13 protein-coding genes are annotated in these 17180 nt (G+C 45.2%); 2 read left to right on the forward strand and 11 right to left on the reverse strand.

Going from position 1 to position 17180, the window contains the following annotated elements; translation table 11 throughout:
• Positions 1-5: 5 nt before the first annotated feature.
• The gene (locus ACMXYT_RS14770) at positions 6-1586 is read right to left on the reverse strand and encodes a pyridoxamine 5'-phosphate oxidase family protein (RefSeq protein ID WP_415899322.1); all 1581 of its coding nucleotides are present in this window, start codon (positions 1584-1586) and stop codon (positions 6-8) included.
• 69 nt (positions 1587-1655) lie between these two features.
• Positions 1656-2201: a carboxymuconolactone decarboxylase family protein gene (locus ACMXYT_RS14775; RefSeq protein WP_415904535.1), complete on the reverse strand. Its 546-nt coding sequence runs from the start codon at positions 2199-2201 to the stop codon at positions 1656-1658.
• Positions 2202-2357: 156 nt separating this feature from the next.
• Here ACMXYT_RS14775 and ACMXYT_RS14780 point away from each other — a divergent pair, with 156 nt between their 5' ends.
• Both ACMXYT_RS14780 and ACMXYT_RS14785 read left to right on the forward strand, forming a co-directional pair.
• Positions 2358-3257 carry a LysR substrate-binding domain-containing protein gene (locus tag ACMXYT_RS14780; protein ID WP_415899324.1) on the forward strand — a complete coding sequence of 300 codons (900 nt, stop codon included), beginning with the start codon at positions 2358-2360 and terminating at the stop codon, positions 3255-3257.
• 379 nt (positions 3258-3636) lie between these two features.
• A complete protein-coding gene (locus ACMXYT_RS14785; RefSeq protein ID WP_415904537.1) occupies positions 3637-5901 on the forward strand; it encodes an EAL domain-containing protein in 2265 nt (754 codons plus the stop codon).
• On the opposite strand, the gene ACMXYT_RS14790 is transcribed toward ACMXYT_RS14785, so the two are convergent.
• The 9 genes from ACMXYT_RS14790 to nfo all read right to left on the reverse strand — a co-directional run bounded on the left by ACMXYT_RS14790 (position 5898) and on the right by nfo (position 17124).
• Positions 5898-7133: a diguanylate cyclase gene (locus ACMXYT_RS14790; protein WP_415899326.1), complete on the reverse strand. Its 1236-nt coding sequence runs from the start codon at positions 7131-7133 to the stop codon at positions 5898-5900. The genes ACMXYT_RS14785 and ACMXYT_RS14790 overlap by 4 nt on opposite strands.
• Before the next feature lie 186 nt (positions 7134-7319).
• Positions 7320-9599: a DNA topoisomerase IV subunit A gene (parC, locus tag ACMXYT_RS14795; protein ID WP_415899327.1), complete on the reverse strand. Its 2280-nt coding sequence runs from the start codon at positions 9597-9599 to the stop codon at positions 7320-7322.
• Between the two features lie 129 nt (positions 9600-9728).
• Complete coding sequence (gene parE, locus ACMXYT_RS14800; RefSeq protein WP_415899328.1) at positions 9729-11621, reverse strand: DNA topoisomerase IV subunit B; 1893 nt, start codon at positions 11619-11621, stop codon at positions 9729-9731.
• Positions 11622-11673: 52 nt separating this feature from the next.
• The gene (locus ACMXYT_RS14805) at positions 11674-12285 is read right to left on the reverse strand and encodes a YqiA/YcfP family alpha/beta fold hydrolase (protein WP_415911624.1); all 612 of its coding nucleotides are present in this window, start codon (positions 12283-12285) and stop codon (positions 11674-11676) included.
• Between the two features lie 59 nt (positions 12286-12344).
• Complete coding sequence (locus ACMXYT_RS14810) at positions 12345-13109, reverse strand: metallophosphoesterase (protein WP_415899330.1); 765 nt, start codon at positions 13107-13109, stop codon at positions 12345-12347.
• On the reverse strand, positions 13102-13545 hold the full coding sequence (locus ACMXYT_RS14815) for a DUF1249 domain-containing protein (RefSeq protein ID WP_415882542.1): 444 nt from the start codon (positions 13543-13545) through the stop codon (positions 13102-13104). Before ACMXYT_RS14815 ends, ACMXYT_RS14810 begins: the two co-directional genes overlap by 8 nt.
• 25 nt (positions 13546-13570) lie before the next feature.
• Positions 13571-14191, reverse strand: coding sequence for an NUDIX domain-containing protein (locus tag ACMXYT_RS14820; protein ID WP_415882543.1), 621 nt, complete (start codon positions 14189-14191; stop codon positions 13571-13573).
• Between the two features lie 136 nt (positions 14192-14327).
• Positions 14328-16130 carry an EAL domain-containing protein gene (locus ACMXYT_RS14825; protein WP_415899331.1) on the reverse strand — a complete coding sequence of 601 codons (1803 nt, stop codon included), beginning with the start codon at positions 16128-16130 and terminating at the stop codon, positions 14328-14330.
• A 124-nt stretch (positions 16131-16254) separates the two neighbouring features.
• On the reverse strand, positions 16255-17124 hold the full coding sequence (gene nfo / locus ACMXYT_RS14830; protein WP_415911625.1) for a deoxyribonuclease IV: 870 nt from the start codon (positions 17122-17124) through the stop codon (positions 16255-16257).
• Positions 17125-17180: the final 56 nt, after the last annotated feature.

The raw sequence follows: 17180 nt of genomic DNA on the forward strand, positions 1-17180 counted from the left end.
TCTTTTTATATATCTAGCACCAGTGAATCACCGAAGCTACGTGATACACAGGGGCAAATCTGTTTTTGAACTTGCTGTTCGTTCTGGGTGAGGCATTGATCTCTATGATCAGGCTCTCCATCAAGCACAGTGACCGCACAGCTTTTACACACGCCACTTTTACAGCTATTGGGAATATCAATTCCACTTCCAATAATAGCGTCTAGCAAAGTTTGTTCTGCAGATACTTCGACTACTTTGCCACTTCGTGCGAGTTCTAGTGATATAGAGCTATCATGCGCTTGTTTGCTTGCACCAAACTGTTCAAGTTGGATCTGTTGTGGATCAACCTCTAATAACTGAGCCTGCTGTTTCAAGCCTGTGAGTAACTTCTGAGGACCGCACGCGTAAACCACTGCATCAGGTGCTTTGGCAGATAAAATCTGATGTAGATCTATACGCTCGTTCGCATCTCCCCGATAAAAAAAACCATTACCAACAAACTCCCGCTGTAAACGATCAAAGAACGCCATCTCAAGTTGACTACGACCAGCATAGTGAAGTTCAAATTTCCTGCCTTGATCGCGGAGCTTTTGCGCCATGGCCTTAATGGGAGTAATGCCAATTCCCCCTGCGATGAGGATTGTTGGACGTGTATCTTCATGAAGCTTGAAATAATTTTGCGGTGGCTGGCACTTCAACGTCATACCCAGATTGAAGTATTGATGTACTGCAACGGACCCACCCTGCCCCTGCTCTTCATGCAACACAGCAATTTCGTATATATCTCGTCGTGCTGGGTTAGAACAGATCGAATAATGGCGCGTGGTTAAACTACCATCCTCTAGCTGTACAGGTATTTGCAAATGCGCACCAGCTTCAAATTGAGGCAGTTCCAAACCTTGCGGATGTCGCAGCTCATAAGCGCGCACTCTTGGGGTCAGTTGCCTAATACCTGAAATCGTTAACGTTATAGGGCCATCACCTAACGATTGCGGATATGCGGAGGCCACCAGATCGGACTGAGCCTTAAGGCGAACATTCTCATCGATTACAGGTGCGATAAGCTGCTCCATTTCACTTTCAGTAAAGCGCGGAGTGATATGTTGTGGGCAATTCCAGTCGAATGCTTCTATTTTGATGATAAAGGCACGCTCAATCTCGGCTCTATACCCCGCTACCTCAAGTTTGGCCTGTGTTTCCCAATCATCATCCTTTACCAGCTCGACTCTTCCCATAAGCTTTAAACGACGCTTATTGGGATAATCCATAAAGAAGATAGATACCCTATTGTTGGTACGAAAATTACCAGTACTGACGTATTGACGATTGCCACTAAAATCAGCGAAGCCTAGCGTTGATGCATCTAAAACCTGCATAAAGCCTTTAGGGCCACCTCGATGCTGCACATAGGGCCAACCGGTTTCACCGACACTGGCCATGTAAAAACTATCACGCTCGGCAATAAACTCGGCTTCGTATTCCGACAGCAGATAATTATAATCCTCACCCTCATCCATACGAGCGTAACCAGCACGACTATTCTGCTCTGATTGAACTTGGCGAACAGTCTCAGTGAATGCGATTTGTGCGTATTTATGTGCCATCGTCAAATACCCTTATTTTAGGATTTAGCAGAAAAGAACGGGCCTTTAAGGCCCGCAAAGGCAGACTACTTATGAAGTTTGCTGCAGCTCTACTTTGGGGAAATCTATTTCTACGCGACTCGCTTTACCCAAAATATTGGTTAAAACGTTCATTCCAACATGGGTAATAATTTCGACGATTTCTGCATCGTTGTAGCCGGCATTTCGTACTTCGAGCAGTTCGGCGGTAGTAACAGCACCATTATTCTCTGCTAAGGAGCGTGCGAACTTCACGGCAACAGCCGCTTTGGCATCCTGACTACTGCCGGAACGGTTTGCTTCAATTTCTGAACTAGACAGGCCAGCTTTACGACCAATTGCAGTATGTGCTGATACGCAATATTCACAGGCATTCTGTTCGGCAAGCCCTAGGGCAATACGTTCACGAGTACGAAGATCTAGGCTTCCTTCATTTGCAATCCCATGTAAGCCTAAGAATGCACGTAGTGCCGCTGGAGAATTGGCAAATACCTTAAGAAAGTTTGGCACCATCCCAAGTTGCCCTTCAATCGCGGCATACAGTGCTTGTTGCTCTTCATTTACTTGTTCGTTTGTTACTAAGTTAATGCGGCTCATATCTAATTCCTCAAACTAATGACCAGCCTCTGTATTTGGCCGTTTGGTTAAGTTGTAGGACTAGTTTGACAAGCAACGATAAATTAAAGAATACTCAGAAAAAGCAAATAACTATTACGAAAAATGGAATAATATAACTCGGAGGGCATAAGAAAAGTGGATCAGTTTCATTTGATGAATGTGTTTGTTGCTGTTGCAGAAGAACAAGGATTCGCTGCCGCTAGTCGCCGATTGAATATCTCCCCTCCAGCTGTCACCCGAGCTGTCTCTGCTCTGGAAGAAAAACTCGGTATTAAATTGCTAACCAGAACCACTCGACATGTACGAACCACTGACGCGGGCCAGCGCTATCTCCAAGATGCACAGAGAATTCTTCAAGAGCTAGAAAGAGCAAACGAATCTGCAATAGGTATCAATAGCGAACCCAAAGGTCATTTATCGGTAACAGCGCCTGTTCTGTTTGGACAAAAATATGTCATGCCTAGCATTGCTGAATACCTGAATAACTACCCAGAAACAGAGGTAGATGCCGTATTTCTAGACCGTGTGGTTAACTTGATGGAGGAAGGGTTTGATGTCGGCATACGTATCGGTCATCTTCCTGACTCAAACATGTATGCAAAACGGGTTGGCACGGTGCGTATGCACTGGCTTGCTTCGTCACAATACCTAGAAAAAGCAGGTATTCCACAATCCCCTGAAGATCTGAAGCAACATTCAACTATCATGACCAATAGCAGTAGCATGGTGCAAGATTGGAAATTTGATTACGAAGGAAAGCAACAGAGTTTACGCTTAAAGCCACGATTAACGGTTTCCACCAATCAATCAGCGATCAATGCAGCAAAGCTGCATTTAGGCATTATCCATACTTTGTCGTACCAAGTTGAAGATGAACTAAACCATGGCGAACTTAAAACTGTTCTGGAGAACTATGAACCACCAGCAATGCCTGTACACATAGTTCATAGGGAAGGACGACAAGCCAGTAGCAAGATCAGAAGCTTTATCGATATTCTTGCAAAGACCCTGAATAAGAATAAAACCATCAATTAAGCGTGCACAAACCTTAATCGATGCAGAATTTATAAATTGTTATTACATATGCCACAAAGCACTCTATGTGCAATTGAGCTCCCTACAAAGAGCCATGAATCTACTACCAAATATAGAGACCATTACATTCAAAACTGATTATATAATAAGAGAAGTTTACGTTAGGCAAAGCTGTATAACTGAACTAAAAATTGGATTTTGGCCCCGCCGATAATCTTTCGATCGTCGCAAGGAAGCTAGCCCTCCTTACAAGGAGCTCAGCTTTGACTACGCTATATGATGTAATTAGCAAAGGTACTTCCGATGATAAACACACGTTTCCCCGTATTGCTGTCTTATTCTCATATTGCTTAAACTCTCTGAGATTGAGTGAAGCTCTATGCTGTTTATAAGAAATAACATCTGGCTTGCGTTTTACGTCTTCCTTTTGGCAGGTTTTGCTGCGTTTATTTTCATTCTTACGAAGACTCACGAGTCTATCCGGGAAGATGTGAGATTAGAGCAAGAAAATCTGACTCGCATCACCTCTAACTCAGTTGAAGCCACTCTCAGGCAATATGAAACGCTGTTAGATATTCTTGGTCAGGAGCTGTTACACGAAGATAAGTATCTGGATCGAGAGAAATCGATTCAGGAGATAGATAAGTTATATATTGCTTCTCACACGACTCATAACTTCTTTCAGATAGATCTTGATGGCAATATCGTTGTTACAAACTCTCTCTCTCAAGATAAACGCGAATCTTCACTTAACCTGCTGAAAAACCCAAAAGCAAAAGAATCATTTAACCTCACCTTAGACAGTAATGCAGCCGTTATTGGACGGACCTATTTTAGTTACTGGGAAAACGCTCTAATCATCCCGATTCGTAAAACAATTAGAGATGCCAACGGCAAACCGCTATTCATCGTGTCTCTCACCATTAATATTGAGAAAGGTCTGCCGTTCTTTTCTAACACTAATGAGCATAGTGCTAATTACAGTGTGTTTATCTATCGAGATCGGGATCGTTATTTCCAAGTAGCACCTAAACGTCTCATCAACAATCCAGCCGTATATGAACATCAGTTTTCTGAAGGCAAAGTCCAAGAAAGCATCGATTATGTCGAAAAAGCCTACAATATCAGCTTTGAAACCATTAAAGAGAAGCAAATCGTTACGACCCATGTCACCGGTAAATTCAACGATGACTCTCAATCGATGATGTCGAATTTCTATATCAAAGAGTTTCAGCTTTGGGTCGGTGTAGAACGAGACACCCAAGTTATTCGACAGAAGTTTTTCCAAGCTGCCACCAATCTATCTTTGGTCTTCTTTTTTGCTTACGCCGTTATTTACTGGCTCTTTAGAGTGATCAGTAATAATGAGAAGAAGAAAGAAGAACTGTTAACTTATAGAGCGACACACGACTTCTTAACCAATCTGCCTAACCGCTATTTTCTGGACAACTACTTTTCAAAGTTAGAAGAGCAAAACAGTTACCACCTACTGTTTGTCGATATGGATAATTTTAAATCAGCCAATGATAACTTCGGCCACGATTATGGCGATCAGGTTCTGATTGAAATCACGAGAAGACTCAAACTAAACACTCAGGATAGAGAATGCCTTGTTGCGAGATACAGCGGTGACGAGTTTGTAGTCGTAGCCTTCAATCTCTCAAGCTTTGAAGCAGAGCGCTTAGCCGAAGATATTTTAGAAGAAATATCTAAGCCCTATCTAATGAGTGGCAATCGTTTAATTTTAAGTGCCAGTATTGGTATATCTCACTGCCCAACCGATGCTAGTTCATTTGAAGAGGTTAAAAGGCTCTCGGACTTTGCCTTGTATGAAGCTAAACATAATAAAAATTGCTACACAGTTTTCCATGAGGAACTAAAGAAGCGCTATCTAGATGACCTCTCACTGGAAACCAAACTTAGGGACGCGATTAAGAATGAGGAAATTTACGTCGTTTTTCAGCCTCAAGTTTCTTCAGAAGGATTATTAAGCGGCCTAGAGTCTCTGGTGCGCTGGCATAGTAAGGAATTTGGCCCTATTCCACCCAACCGCTTCATACCCATCGCAGAAAATTCTGGCCTTATGCCAGAACTTGGACGCTATATCATTCGTAAATCTTTAGATGAGGCTGGAAAATTAACCTCAAGCGATTGCTCAATATCAATTAACGTTTCTATCAAGCAGTTTTTCTCCGATGGCTTTTTTGAGTACTTTTCAGAGCAAGCTGATCAATCCCAAATCAATAAAAGTAGGCTTAAAATCGAGATTACCGAAAGCCTATTTATTCAGGATTTAGATTACGTCCTTGGGATGATAAACCAATTTAAAGCGGAAGGGATATCTGTATCTTTAGATGACTTTGGTACAGGTTACTCATCTTTGAGCTTATTGAAAAACCTACCTATCGATGAGCTAAAAATCGATAAAAGCTTTGTCGATGATATCGTCGAAGACCAAGACGCCAGATTGTTGCTCCAGGGCATCATCGATATAGCCCATAAGATGGGAATAACCATCGTGGCTGAAGGCGTTGAAACATTAGAGCAGAAGCAGATCCTTGACGATCTGGGATGTGAAGTATTTCAGGGTTATTACTTCTACAAGCCGATGCCCATGAAAGAAGCTGCGGAGGAATTTAATTAAGACTCTTGCAGAAACACACCATTCTTACCGCTTTTCTTAACGCGATACATACGTTCATCAGCCACACGCACCAGCGTTTCAAGATCTTGCCCATCCTGAGGGCAGTTTGCCCCCCCAACCGAACAGCTAACCTCTAGGCCTTCAGCAATATGAGCATAGCTCTCATTCATCACATCAAGTAAGCGTTCGGCAAGTCCTGGAGCACAGGTTGCTGTGTCATTACATTGGATAATCATGGCAAATTCATCACCACCTATGCGTGCTACAAAATCTCCTTCTCGTAGCGCAATGCTGAGACGAGAGGCCACTTCCACCAGCACTTTATCGCCGATTTCGTGACCATAGGTATCATTGATCATTTTAAAATCATCTACATCGACAAACAGCACTGTTAAACATTGTTCGCAAGCGGCTGCATTCTGCATGATCTCGTGCCCAGTGGTCATAAAAGCCTTGCGGTTTGGGACACGGGTCAATTCGCAATGATGCGCTTCGTAAGCCATAGCACGCCTTTGCTGCTGCGCTTCTTCTACCTCAGCGGTTGAATTAACCAACGCTTTTTCAACCTCACGCTTTTCTGCAATCAATTGGACGAATCGATTCATAACATCGTGATAATGATAGGCAGCAAGTACCACAAAAGGCATCGCTAACAAACCTATGAGAAGCGCATTAATTAGGTTAGTAATTTGCCTGTTCATATCCCGAGTGACAGCTTCGTGAAAACGGTTATTTTCTTGCTGAAGTAATGCTAACGCAGCCAACGCAGGAGAATCATCAATACGCACTTGTCTATCAATCTGTTGAGTCGGAGCTCCTCTTTCTACCGCCATCTGCGCCACATGAAGATTATCTCGGTACATCTGCAGCGTCTGTTGAATCACTAACAGTGCTTGGCTCTCTTTACTATTAAGATCTAAGGCCGAATAGAGTGAAATAATTTGAGTAGATTTTTCTATGTCACCACGTAAGCGCACAAGCAAACTTTGCTCTTGTCGTAGGACATAGTTTTTAAAATTGTGGATAAAACCACCGTATCCAATGGAACGATGTAACTCAGAAAGGGCCGTTGCACGGCTCTCGGAGGTATAACTATAAGCAGCCCAAGCATCTCTTACCCCCGAGGATAGGAACAAAAGAAGCCCTCCCATCAGCAAAATAACGATGGATAGAGAAACAGCTAGTATCGTAATGCGACGACTAAATCGCTTACGTAATAAACGTCCTTCCATGACGTACAGCACCTATATGGCCGACTAAAAACCGCCAAAAATGTAGGTGTATATAATAGTCTGTTTGTTTAGAGGGTCAAGATATAGCCTATTAGACTTACTGCGAAGCACAATTCTAATAAGCTACTCTGAATTTTGCTGAATTAACAGCTGATTACCGCTACTAGCATCTAGGTTAAGTAGGCTTTATTCCTCGCCTTCAGGTTGTTCTTGCGTACTGTTATTCACTTCCAGGCTATCTACACGTTGATAGCCTCTTGGTAGCTTATTACCTCGTCGGCCTCGCTCACCACGATAGTGTTCAATATCAGCAGGCTTAAGTTTCAAGTGTTGACGGCCAGCATGTACCAGCAAAGTATCTTCTGGAGAGAACACGGCTAAGGCAACCACCAATTCCTCTCGAGCAGAGGCTCTTGCAGATGGGATATTGATAATCTTATTACCTTTACCACGTGCCAGTTGTGGTAGTTCAGACACAGGGAAGACCAGTAAGCGTCCTTCATTTGTCACTGCAGCCAAAAGAGAATCTTCGACTGAACTCATCGTGATTGGCTGTAAGATCTGAGCGTTTTTAGGCAGGGTTAATGCCGCCTTACCGTTTTTAGTTTTGCTGGTCAGATCAGAGATCTTCGCGATAAAGCCATAACCCGCATCAGACGCCATCAAGACTTGATCGTTATCCTTACCTGCAATCGCGGCATCAACCGTGGAACCTTTTGGTAGCGTGATACGCCCAGTTACGGGCTCACCTTGTCCACGTGCTGACGGTAGATTATGGGTCTCGATAGTGAAACTTCGACCCGTGGTATCTAATAGGAGGGTCGGCTGATTAGTGCGGCCCTTACAACTTAACTTAAAGGCATCGCCGGATTTGTAATTGAGGCCCTCGGCATCAATGTCATGACCTTTTGCGGCACGAATCCAGCCCTGCTTAGAGATCACGACGGTTACAGGATCCGAAGACAGAAGATCTTTCTCACTGAATGCCTGCGCTTCTTCACGCTCTACGATTGGTGAGCGGCGGTCATCACCATACTCTTCAGCTGCATCTTGGATCTCTTTTTTGATCAGTTTACGCATCTTAGAATCAGAACCTAGAATACCTTCCAGCTTCTTACGCTCTTCTTCCAGCTCGTTCTGTTCAGACTGGATCTTAAACTCTTCCAGTTTCGCCAAGTGACGAAGTTTAAGGTCTAAAATCGCATCGGCTTGAATCTCAGTCAGTCCAAAGCGTTTAACCAGCTCTGCTTTTGGATCTTCCTCATGACGGATAATCGCAATCACCTCATCAATATTGAGATACGCGACCATCAAACCTTCGAGGATATGTAGGCGATCCAAAACCTTAGCCAAACGGTGGTTTAAGCGCTTGCGCACAATCTCAGTACGCCAGCTCAGCCATTCAACCAAAATCTGGCGAAGGTCTTTAACTTGCGGCTTACCGTCCACACCGATCATATTCATATTCACACGATAAGTGCGTTCAAGATCAGTAGAAGCAAAGAGGTGGGCCATTAACTGCTCGACATCTACACGATTCGAGCGCGGGATAATCACCAAGCGTGTTGGATTTTCGTGATCGGATTCATCACGCAGATCGCTCACCATCGGCAGCTTTTTCTGCTGCATCTGAGCGGCGATCTGTTCCAAAATTTTAGCGCCCGAAACTTGATGCGGCAGTGCCGTGATAACGATTTCGCCCTGCTCTTTCGTGTACACGGCACGCATACGTACCGAGCCACGACCCGTTTCGTAAACCTTCTTCAGCTCTCGACGGGAAGTGATGATCTCCGCATCGGTTGGCATATCGGGGCCAGGAACGATCTCAGTAATCTCGTCCAGATCAGCACGCGGGTTATCTAGCAAGTGAACACAAGCTTGAGCCACTTCACGGAGGTTGTGCGGCAGAATATCGGTCGCCATACCTACAGCGATACCCGTTGTGCCATTCAACAACACATTTGGTAAACGCGCAGGCAGAATCGCCGGCTCACGCATAGTGCCATCGAAGTTTGGTACCCAATCAACTGTACCTTGGCTGATTTCAGACAGTAAAACTTCGGCATAACGGGCTAAACGGGATTCGGTATAACGCATCGCTGCGAAGGATTTAGGGTCATCTGGAGAACCCCAGTTACCCTGACCATCAACCAACGGATAGCGATAACTGAACGGCTGCGCCATCAATACCATCGCTTCATAACAAGCAGAATCACCGTGCGGGTGGAATTTACCTAACACATCACCCACAGTACGTGCTGACTTCTTGTATTTTGCAGACGCTTTTAGGCCAAGTTCAGACATCGCATAGATGATGCGACGCTGAACCGGCTTCATGCCGTCACCTACATGCGGCAACGCACGATCCAAAATCACGTACATGGAGTAATCCAGATACGCTTTCTCGGTAAAATCTTTTAACGCGAGGCGTTCAGTGCCATCTTCGAAGGTTGTTTGTACCGTCATAATTCACATTACACTCGTAATAAGCTCAACTCGCTGCTATAACACAAACCTAGCAACCAGCTGTAAAAACTATCCTGTTTCTCTGCCTACAGTGACTGATCACAGAGAAATTCATGCTACTTTCAACGTCTAAACGTCTGCCAAGTTACCTTTGCTCTGCAACCAGTCTTTACGGTCACCTGAGCGTTTCTTAGCTAACAGCATATCCATCACTTCGTTTGTGCCATCACCCGGCTCTACCGTTAGCTGTACAAGACGGCGAGTATCCGGCGACATGGTTGTCTCACGTAGCTGAAGTGGGTTCATCTCACCCAGACCTTTGAATCGCTGCACACCAATTTTGGCATTCTTACGATCCGCTTTAATACGCTCGATAATGCCATCCTTCTCAGCGTCATCCAGTGCGTAGAACACCTCTTTCGCGACATCGATTCGATACAGCGGCGGCATCGCCACATAAACGTGACCCGCGGTTACCAGCGGCTTGAAGTGACGTACGAACAATGCACACAGCAGCGTGGCGATATGTAGACCGTCGGAGTCCGCATCGGCCAGAATACAGATTTTGCCGTAACGCAGACCATCAAAGTTTTCTGAAGCAGGCTCCACACCAATCGCCACGGAGATATCATGGATCTCTTGTGAACCTAAAACTTCAGTTGGATCAACTTCCCAAGTGTTTAGGATCTTACCGCGCAGAGGCATGATCGCCTGAAACTCACGATCACGTGCTTGTTTAGCAGAACCACCCGCAGAGTCACCCTCTACCAGGAACAGCTCTGATTGCATCGCATCGCCACCGGAGCAGTCAGCCAATTTACCAGGCAGTGCGGGCCCTTGCGTCACCTTTTTACGCACAACCTTTTTATTGGAACGCATACGGCGTTGAGCATTAGAGATAACAACCTCTGCAAGTTGCTCACCCTCTTCTACATGGCGATTTAGCCACAGGGAGAAAGCGTCTTTAATCGTACCGGAGATAAAGGCTGCGATTTCGCGGGAAGATAAACGTTCTTTGGTTTGACCGGCGAACTGCGGATCCTGCATTTTGGCAGAAAGGACGTAACAACACTTATCCCAAACATCATCCGCAGTAAGCTTAACTCCGCGAGGTAGCAAGTTACGGAATTCACAGAACTCACGCATCGCTTCAAGCAAACCTGTACGCAGACCGTTTACATGAGTACCACCTTGGGCCGTAGGGATCAGGTTCACATAACTTTCACAGGTCATCTCGCCACCTTCCGGCAGCCACTGTACGGCCCATTCAACTGCATCGAGCTCGCCCTGTAGAGAACCTGAGAATGGTTCAGCTGGCAGCACTTCAAAGACCTGAGTGGTGCCTTTTAGGTAATCAACCAATCCATCTTCGTAATACCACTCTTCCTTCTCACGCTTGGCCCCCGTCAGATCGGTAAAGGTCACCTTTAAGCCAGGACAAAGAACTGCTTTAGCACGTAGATTATGCTTTAAACGTGAAACACTGAATTTATGGGTATCAAAGTATTGTGGATCAGGCAGGAAACGAACCGTAGTACCGGTGTTGCGCTTACCGCAAGTATCAATCACTTCTAGGTCAGATACTTTTTCACCGTCGGCAAAGCCAATACGATAAACCTGACTGTCGCGACGTACCTGAACTTCTAACAACTTAGATAAGGCATTTACAACCGATACACCAACACCGTGTAAACCACCGGAATAGTTGTAGTTATCGTTGTTAAACTTACCACCCGCATGTAGTTTACACAGGATCAACTCGACCCCGCTGACACCCTGCTCTGGGTGGATATCCACAGGCATGCCTCGACCATCATCGGTCACGCTTAAGGACTGATCTTTATTCAGAACCACATCAATCTGTTTAGCGTGACCGGCAAGCGCTTCATCCACCGAGTTATCGATGACCTCTTGCGCCAAATGGTTTGGACGATCCGTTTCCGTGTACATCCCCGGACGACGTCTAACCGGGTCTAGACCACTAAGAACTTCTATGGAACCAGCGTTGTATTGCTTGGACATCAAATACTTTCCTGTCGCAAAACTTTATCTATGAATCAACGTTTAACGATATTTAAATCGGTTGTGCTTCGGGCAGATCAATACGCCCTTCAGCAAACGCCATAATGGCTGGAATCAGGTTTTCAAACTGCTCGAAACCATGACTGCCACCGGGCTGAACAAACTGCGGTGATGCTACAAATTTCTCGACCGCTTCTCGGTAATCCAGTGTTTCGTCTGCTGTTTGGGTTAAAAGCAGATAAGCTTCTGGCCGCTCGATCTCTTGGCAATTTAATGCCAACAATTGCGTCAAATGCTCTTGGGTAAGCTCGTACTCTTCACCAGAATACAGATTCACATTAGGCCCAAGATACTGCGGCAAAAGTTCAAACGGTCTGACCGATGGATTAATTAAAACTGTACGTACATGATCATAATGTTCAGTGAGCCATGTGCTGTAATAACCACCCAGCGAACTTCCTAATAAGATGATTGATCGCTGTTGGTTTTGCTCAACAAGAGCGCGTAACTGCTCCATAGCTTCTGCTGGCCAGTGGGATAGCTCTGGCACCATCACCTGATCGCCTAAACCTTTACCCTGCAGATATTCGACAAACAACCTCGCCTTCATCGATTGCGGCGAGCTGTTGAAGCCATGAACGTATATATAAAGCGGTGTATTCATTTTCTTCCTCTGGCAAAGAACTTACCGGAGGGGAAAGCAAGGCGCAATAGCCAGTAAAGCTATGCGGGTAATCTAATCACTTGTTGGTTAATTTTCCCACAAGAATAAAGCTGATAACGGCCATAAGCTGGCCCGGCTAGCTTAGGATCATCTTCCACTTCGGAACTGTCTGTCTGACCTTTAAACTGCGCAGCAGTCGCAGGCACAGAGAATAGTTGAATATCCCCTCTCTGAAGCGCCCAGCTTTGATGCACATGACCAAAGATAACGCCTTTCACTTGTGGATAAGGTTCAACAATTTGCCAAAACTGATCAGCATTAACTAAACAGATCTCATCCTGCCATCGGCTTTTTACAGACACAGGATGGTGATGCAGAACTAATAGCACGTGTTGATCAGGCGCTATCTGGCTTAATTCAGCTTTTAAAAAGATCAATTCTGACTCAGACAGCGAACCGCTACCTTTGCCATCAGGATTTGAACTACTATCTAAAAAGATCAGGTTCCAAGCGCCAAACGTTTTTACCCGTGGCGATAACTCACTATCTGCAAAGCGCGCCATCTCCTCTGGCAGGTCATGATTACCAGGAATCCAATAACTTGGGTAAGGAAGCTGATCGACATAAGAAACCAAACGATCATAGGCATTAGGTGCGTGATGTGTCAGATCACCCGTGAGTAACAAGGCATCAGCTGATTGAGATTCGATCTCCGATATCACTTGTTGAAAGCGTTGCTCAACATTCACACCTTTCAACAACATATCTGGCTCTTGTTGCAGGTGCATATCACTGACTTGGAGCAGAGTAATGGTTTCAGCCACTGAATACGGGTTCCATGCTGTGGCCGTGGTTTAAGCACTCGCTCAACCACTCGCCCAGATATTCATTCAGCTGAATTTTTTCATCAGGCAGGTGCATATTTTTGTTGGGGTAGGGGTAGACACCGGAGAGCTGTTTACGACGCTGCATACAGATTACCTCAGCCATGCCAGCATCGTGGTAAAGACGCACCACTAGCCCTGGTGCTTCTAGCCATGGAGAACTCGATTCAAAGCGATGGCTAATCAACAAGGTGGTCGTATACTTGAATCGCTCATCAACCTGCAGACGCAGATAGGCAGTATGCTCAGGCCAACTCACCTGAAACTCGCGTTCATCACAGTCATCCAGATCCGGTAATAGCTTCATAATACGAGCATAGTTAGCCTCGCAATGCGCCATCTGCCGAGTTAGATCTGGAATATATTTCCGCTTCATCTGCCTATCCGATTTTTTTTAATACTCACTGCCATCGCTGATCGAGCGCTGACTTATTTAACTGTAGCCACTGCAGCGCAATTATCGCAGGGGCATTATTAATTATACCTTGTTGTACTAATTCAAAGGCATCTTCCACCGGAATAACATGCACTTTGATATCTTCGCCCTCTTCAGGCAAACCATGGATGCCTTCGACACCACTGGAATCCACCTGAGCACAAAGTAGATCAATATACTCTCGCGTTGCTCCAGTGCTCGGTGAGAAACGGGTAATGTGCTTAATCTCACCTAACTGCGCACCCGCTTCTTCGACTGCTTCACGGCGAGCGACATCTTCAGTGGTTTCACCTTTCTCGACGATACCTGCCACCAGCTCCAACAACCAAGGCCCATCTGGGCTATCAAATGCTCCCACACGAAACTGCTCAATCAAAACAACTGATTGCTTAACCGCATCATAGAGCAGCGCACATACAGCATCATCTCGGTAAAACAGCTCACGCTGGATCTCTATTTCACTGCCAGCAAAAGTTTTATGCCGCAGATAGAGTTTGTGCATTTGAAAGAAACCATCGTACAGGGTTTCTTGTTTATCGATGTTGAAATCTTTTTGACCAAAACTTGGTTGCCATTTCTCAGACATGTGCTGTTCCTGTCATTGACTAGCGAATAACTCACTATATCAATTAACCAGCTCATCAAGCCAATTGATCAAGACATTTAGAAATGAAGAAGGAGATGTTAGCCCTGAGTAACAGGGCTAAGATAGAAATTTAAGCTTACGCAAAGCACCTTAAGCTATCGGCTACCGATGTAGTAATACAACGCCGACGGGATACAAACATCGCGCTCTCAGCAGACTTTTTAGCTTCTTTTTTGGCCATTGCCGCAAGCTCCGCCACCTCATGAAAGCTGTTACAACAGCAAGGATCAGGGTGAACAACACCGACAGCTAAGCCCAAAAATGAGAAAAAGGTGCGATTATCCTGACGATCACTCGCCCAGATTCCACCCGCTTTGAGATCCGCATCGCAGTAGAAGCCTTTTACAGCTTTATCGAACTCGCGAATGATCCGCTCACAACTCAACTGCCAATCAGGAGAGCGATAGATCACCACAAAGTCATCGCCCCCAACATGGCCGATGAAATTTGAATCATAAGAGGCATGTTGCACCAGTAATTCGCCCAACAAGCGAATCACCTGATCCCCTTTGGAATAGCCGTAGCAATCGTTAAAGGGTTTAAAGTTATTCAGATCAAAATAAGCGACATGAAAGTCTGCCGATTGATTAAGCAACGCATCCACTTCGTTATTGATCGGGACATTACCCGGCAAAAGCGTCAGCGGGTTGGCGTATTGCGCATTTTGTACTTTGAGTTCGGTTAAGCGCTTCAACAGATCTCGCACATTACCCATACCAACATAGAGATCGTTCTGGGTAATAACCAAATCCTGCTGGATCTCATTCTGCTCATTCTCTGTGATAAGCCGAGAGACCTCATCCAAGCTCATCCCGGCATCCACAATAAGAACGTCATGGGACAAGATCCGCTCGACCGGTTTCGTACCATAAAGCGCTCGACCATATTGGGTAGAGAAAAGCTCAAACAAACTGGACCTTCTCACTACACCTTGGGGTACGCCTTCATGCACAACCGGTAGAGAGCTTACTTCGGGGTGCGTCCTAAATAGGTCACTCACCGATAGCACTGTATCTTGAATCGAAACGGTTGGGGCGTTGCGCAATAGAGAGTGAGCCGTCTCACAGTTCTCAACTCGAGGGGCATTTGCAGATTCGTAGACATCAACAACTGGAGGCTCTACTGTTTGCGGCTCTGGGCTTGGATAACCAAGGTAAAAACCTTGGCCAATATTGATCCCCAGCTCTTTGATCGTTTTGACTTCTTCTTGACGTTCAATCCCTTCAGCAATGACTTTGCAGCCCATGGTATTACTGATGTTATAGATCGATCGTACAAATTCACGTTTCACCGGATCACTATCAATATCGGAGATAAAATGGCGATCAATTTTGACGTATTCAGGTTTTAGCTCCGACCACAATTTCAAGCCAGAGTAACCTGTTCCCAAATCATCTACCGCTACTTGGAACCCCATATTTCGGTAGTGCTCAACGGCAGCATGAGTCAGGCCCTGCTGATCAAAAGGATGCTGCTCGGATAACTCAATAACAATATCCGAAATAGAGATACCCAGCTCTTGTAGCAGCTCAGCTGTAAAGCCTTCGGTGTGCTCTGGCGTCCCTAACAAAGAAGCACTGATATTAAGAAAGAGCTGCCCACCAGGGTTCAACTCTGCAAATGCTTCAAGGGATTTGCGTCGAGATAACAACTCAAGTGTATGTAACAAATTGTTTTCAATTGCCGTCTGGAACAACGCGCCAGGCGAAGCCATAACCGTACCCGCAGGTCCTCTAATTAAGGCTTCATGACCAATAACAACATTGTTTTTTAAATCAACAATCGGCTGAAAATGTGGATAAAGTGATTCTGATTCTAAAATATCGAAAAGATACTTACGACGTGACTCAGCATCCACTTCATTTGTTGCAAGCAACATACTACTCACCTGTGACGCATTACTCTTAGACGCACAGGCTAGCGATAAAGGATGACACTTAAGTGACAGAAGCAAAAAATCTACTATTTATATGGGTGGATAACTGCCCAAATATTAGACAAGCCTAATCAAGCTCGCCTAATGTAAACTGTCTCAGCATCTGAATCTCTTCTGCCCAGATCGTCTCATCAATCGTTTCCAGCACTAACGGTATCCCTCGGAAACGATCATCACGCATAATGAATTTAAAGACCTCTAAACCGATCTCTCCCTGACCTAGACTGTGATGGCGATCCAAACGCGAGTCTAAACCACCTTTAGAGTCATTCAGGTGCATACCTTTAAGGTATTCAAAACCGACGATCTTGGCGAAATCTTCGAATACCTCAGCACAACTCTCTTGAGTACGAATATCGTAGCCAGCCGCAAACATGTGACAAGTATCAATACACACACCTACGCGGCTCTTATCTTCTACTTGATCAATAATGGCGGCCAACTGCTCAAAGCTAAAACCAAGGTTGCTTCCTTGGCCCGCTGTATTTTCAATGACCGCCACAACGGATTCAGTTTGCGCAATTGCCCAGTTAAGCGACTCAGCAATCTTAGCAATACACTCCTCTTCACTGATCTTGCGCAGATGACTACCCGGATGAAAATTAAGATAAACCAAGCCCAACTGCTCACAGCGCTGCATCTCATCTAAGAAAGCATCACCAGACTTCTGCAACGCTTCCTCTTCAGGATGGCCCAAGTTAATGAGATAGGAATCATGAGGTAGAATCTGCTCCGGCTTAAAATTTAGCGCAGCGCAGTTTTTCTTAAATGACGCGATCGTCTTGGAATCTAAAGGCTTTGCCACCCAACGCCGCTGATTTTTAGTAAAGAGAGCAAATGCATTCGCTTCAATTTCTTTAGCATTAAGCGGGGCGTTTTGCACACCTCCACTGGCGCTCACATGCGCACCAACGTAGTAAGGCAGTAGATCAGACATCAATTATTCACTTCAGTGTAGATAGGAAAGCAGCAATTTAGCTGCTTCCATTTAAG

Source organism: Neptuniibacter sp. QD37_11, from assembly GCF_047778105.1.
Classification (GTDB): domain Bacteria; phylum Pseudomonadota; class Gammaproteobacteria; order Pseudomonadales; family Balneatricaceae; genus Neptuniibacter.

Bases quoted from the DNA above. Each gene is read 5' to 3' on its own strand.
- ACMXYT_RS14770 (WP_415899322.1), bottom strand. From the start codon at position 1,586: ATGGCACATAAATACGCACAAATCGCATTCACTGAGACTGTTCGCCAA.
- ACMXYT_RS14775 (WP_415904535.1), bottom strand. From the start codon at position 2,201: ATGAGCCGCATTAACTTAGTAACAAACGAACAAGTAAATGAAGAGCAA.
- ACMXYT_RS14785 (WP_415904537.1), top strand. From the start codon at position 3,637: ATGCTGTTTATAAGAAATAACATCTGGCTTGCGTTTTACGTCTTCCTT.
- ACMXYT_RS14790 (WP_415899326.1), bottom strand. From the start codon at position 7,133: ATGGAAGGACGTTTATTACGTAAGCGATTTAGTCGTCGCATTACGATA.
- parC (WP_415899327.1), bottom strand. From the start codon at position 9,599: ATGACGGTACAAACAACCTTCGAAGATGGCACTGAACGCCTCGCGTTA.
- parE (WP_415899328.1), bottom strand. From the start codon at position 11,621: ATGTCCAAGCAATACAACGCTGGTTCCATAGAAGTTCTTAGTGGTCTA.
- ACMXYT_RS14805 (WP_415911624.1), bottom strand. From the start codon at position 12,285: ATGAATACACCGCTTTATATATACGTTCATGGCTTCAACAGCTCGCCG.
- ACMXYT_RS14815 (WP_415882542.1), bottom strand. From the start codon at position 13,545: ATGAAGCGGAAATATATTCCAGATCTAACTCGGCAGATGGCGCATTGC.
- ACMXYT_RS14820 (WP_415882543.1), bottom strand. From the start codon at position 14,191: ATGTCTGAGAAATGGCAACCAAGTTTTGGTCAAAAAGATTTCAACATC.
- ACMXYT_RS14825 (WP_415899331.1), bottom strand. From the start codon at position 16,130: ATGTTGCTTGCAACAAATGAAGTGGATGCTGAGTCACGTCGTAAGTAT.
- nfo (WP_415911625.1), bottom strand. From the start codon at position 17,124: ATGTCTGATCTACTGCCTTACTACGTTGGTGCGCATGTGAGCGCCAGT.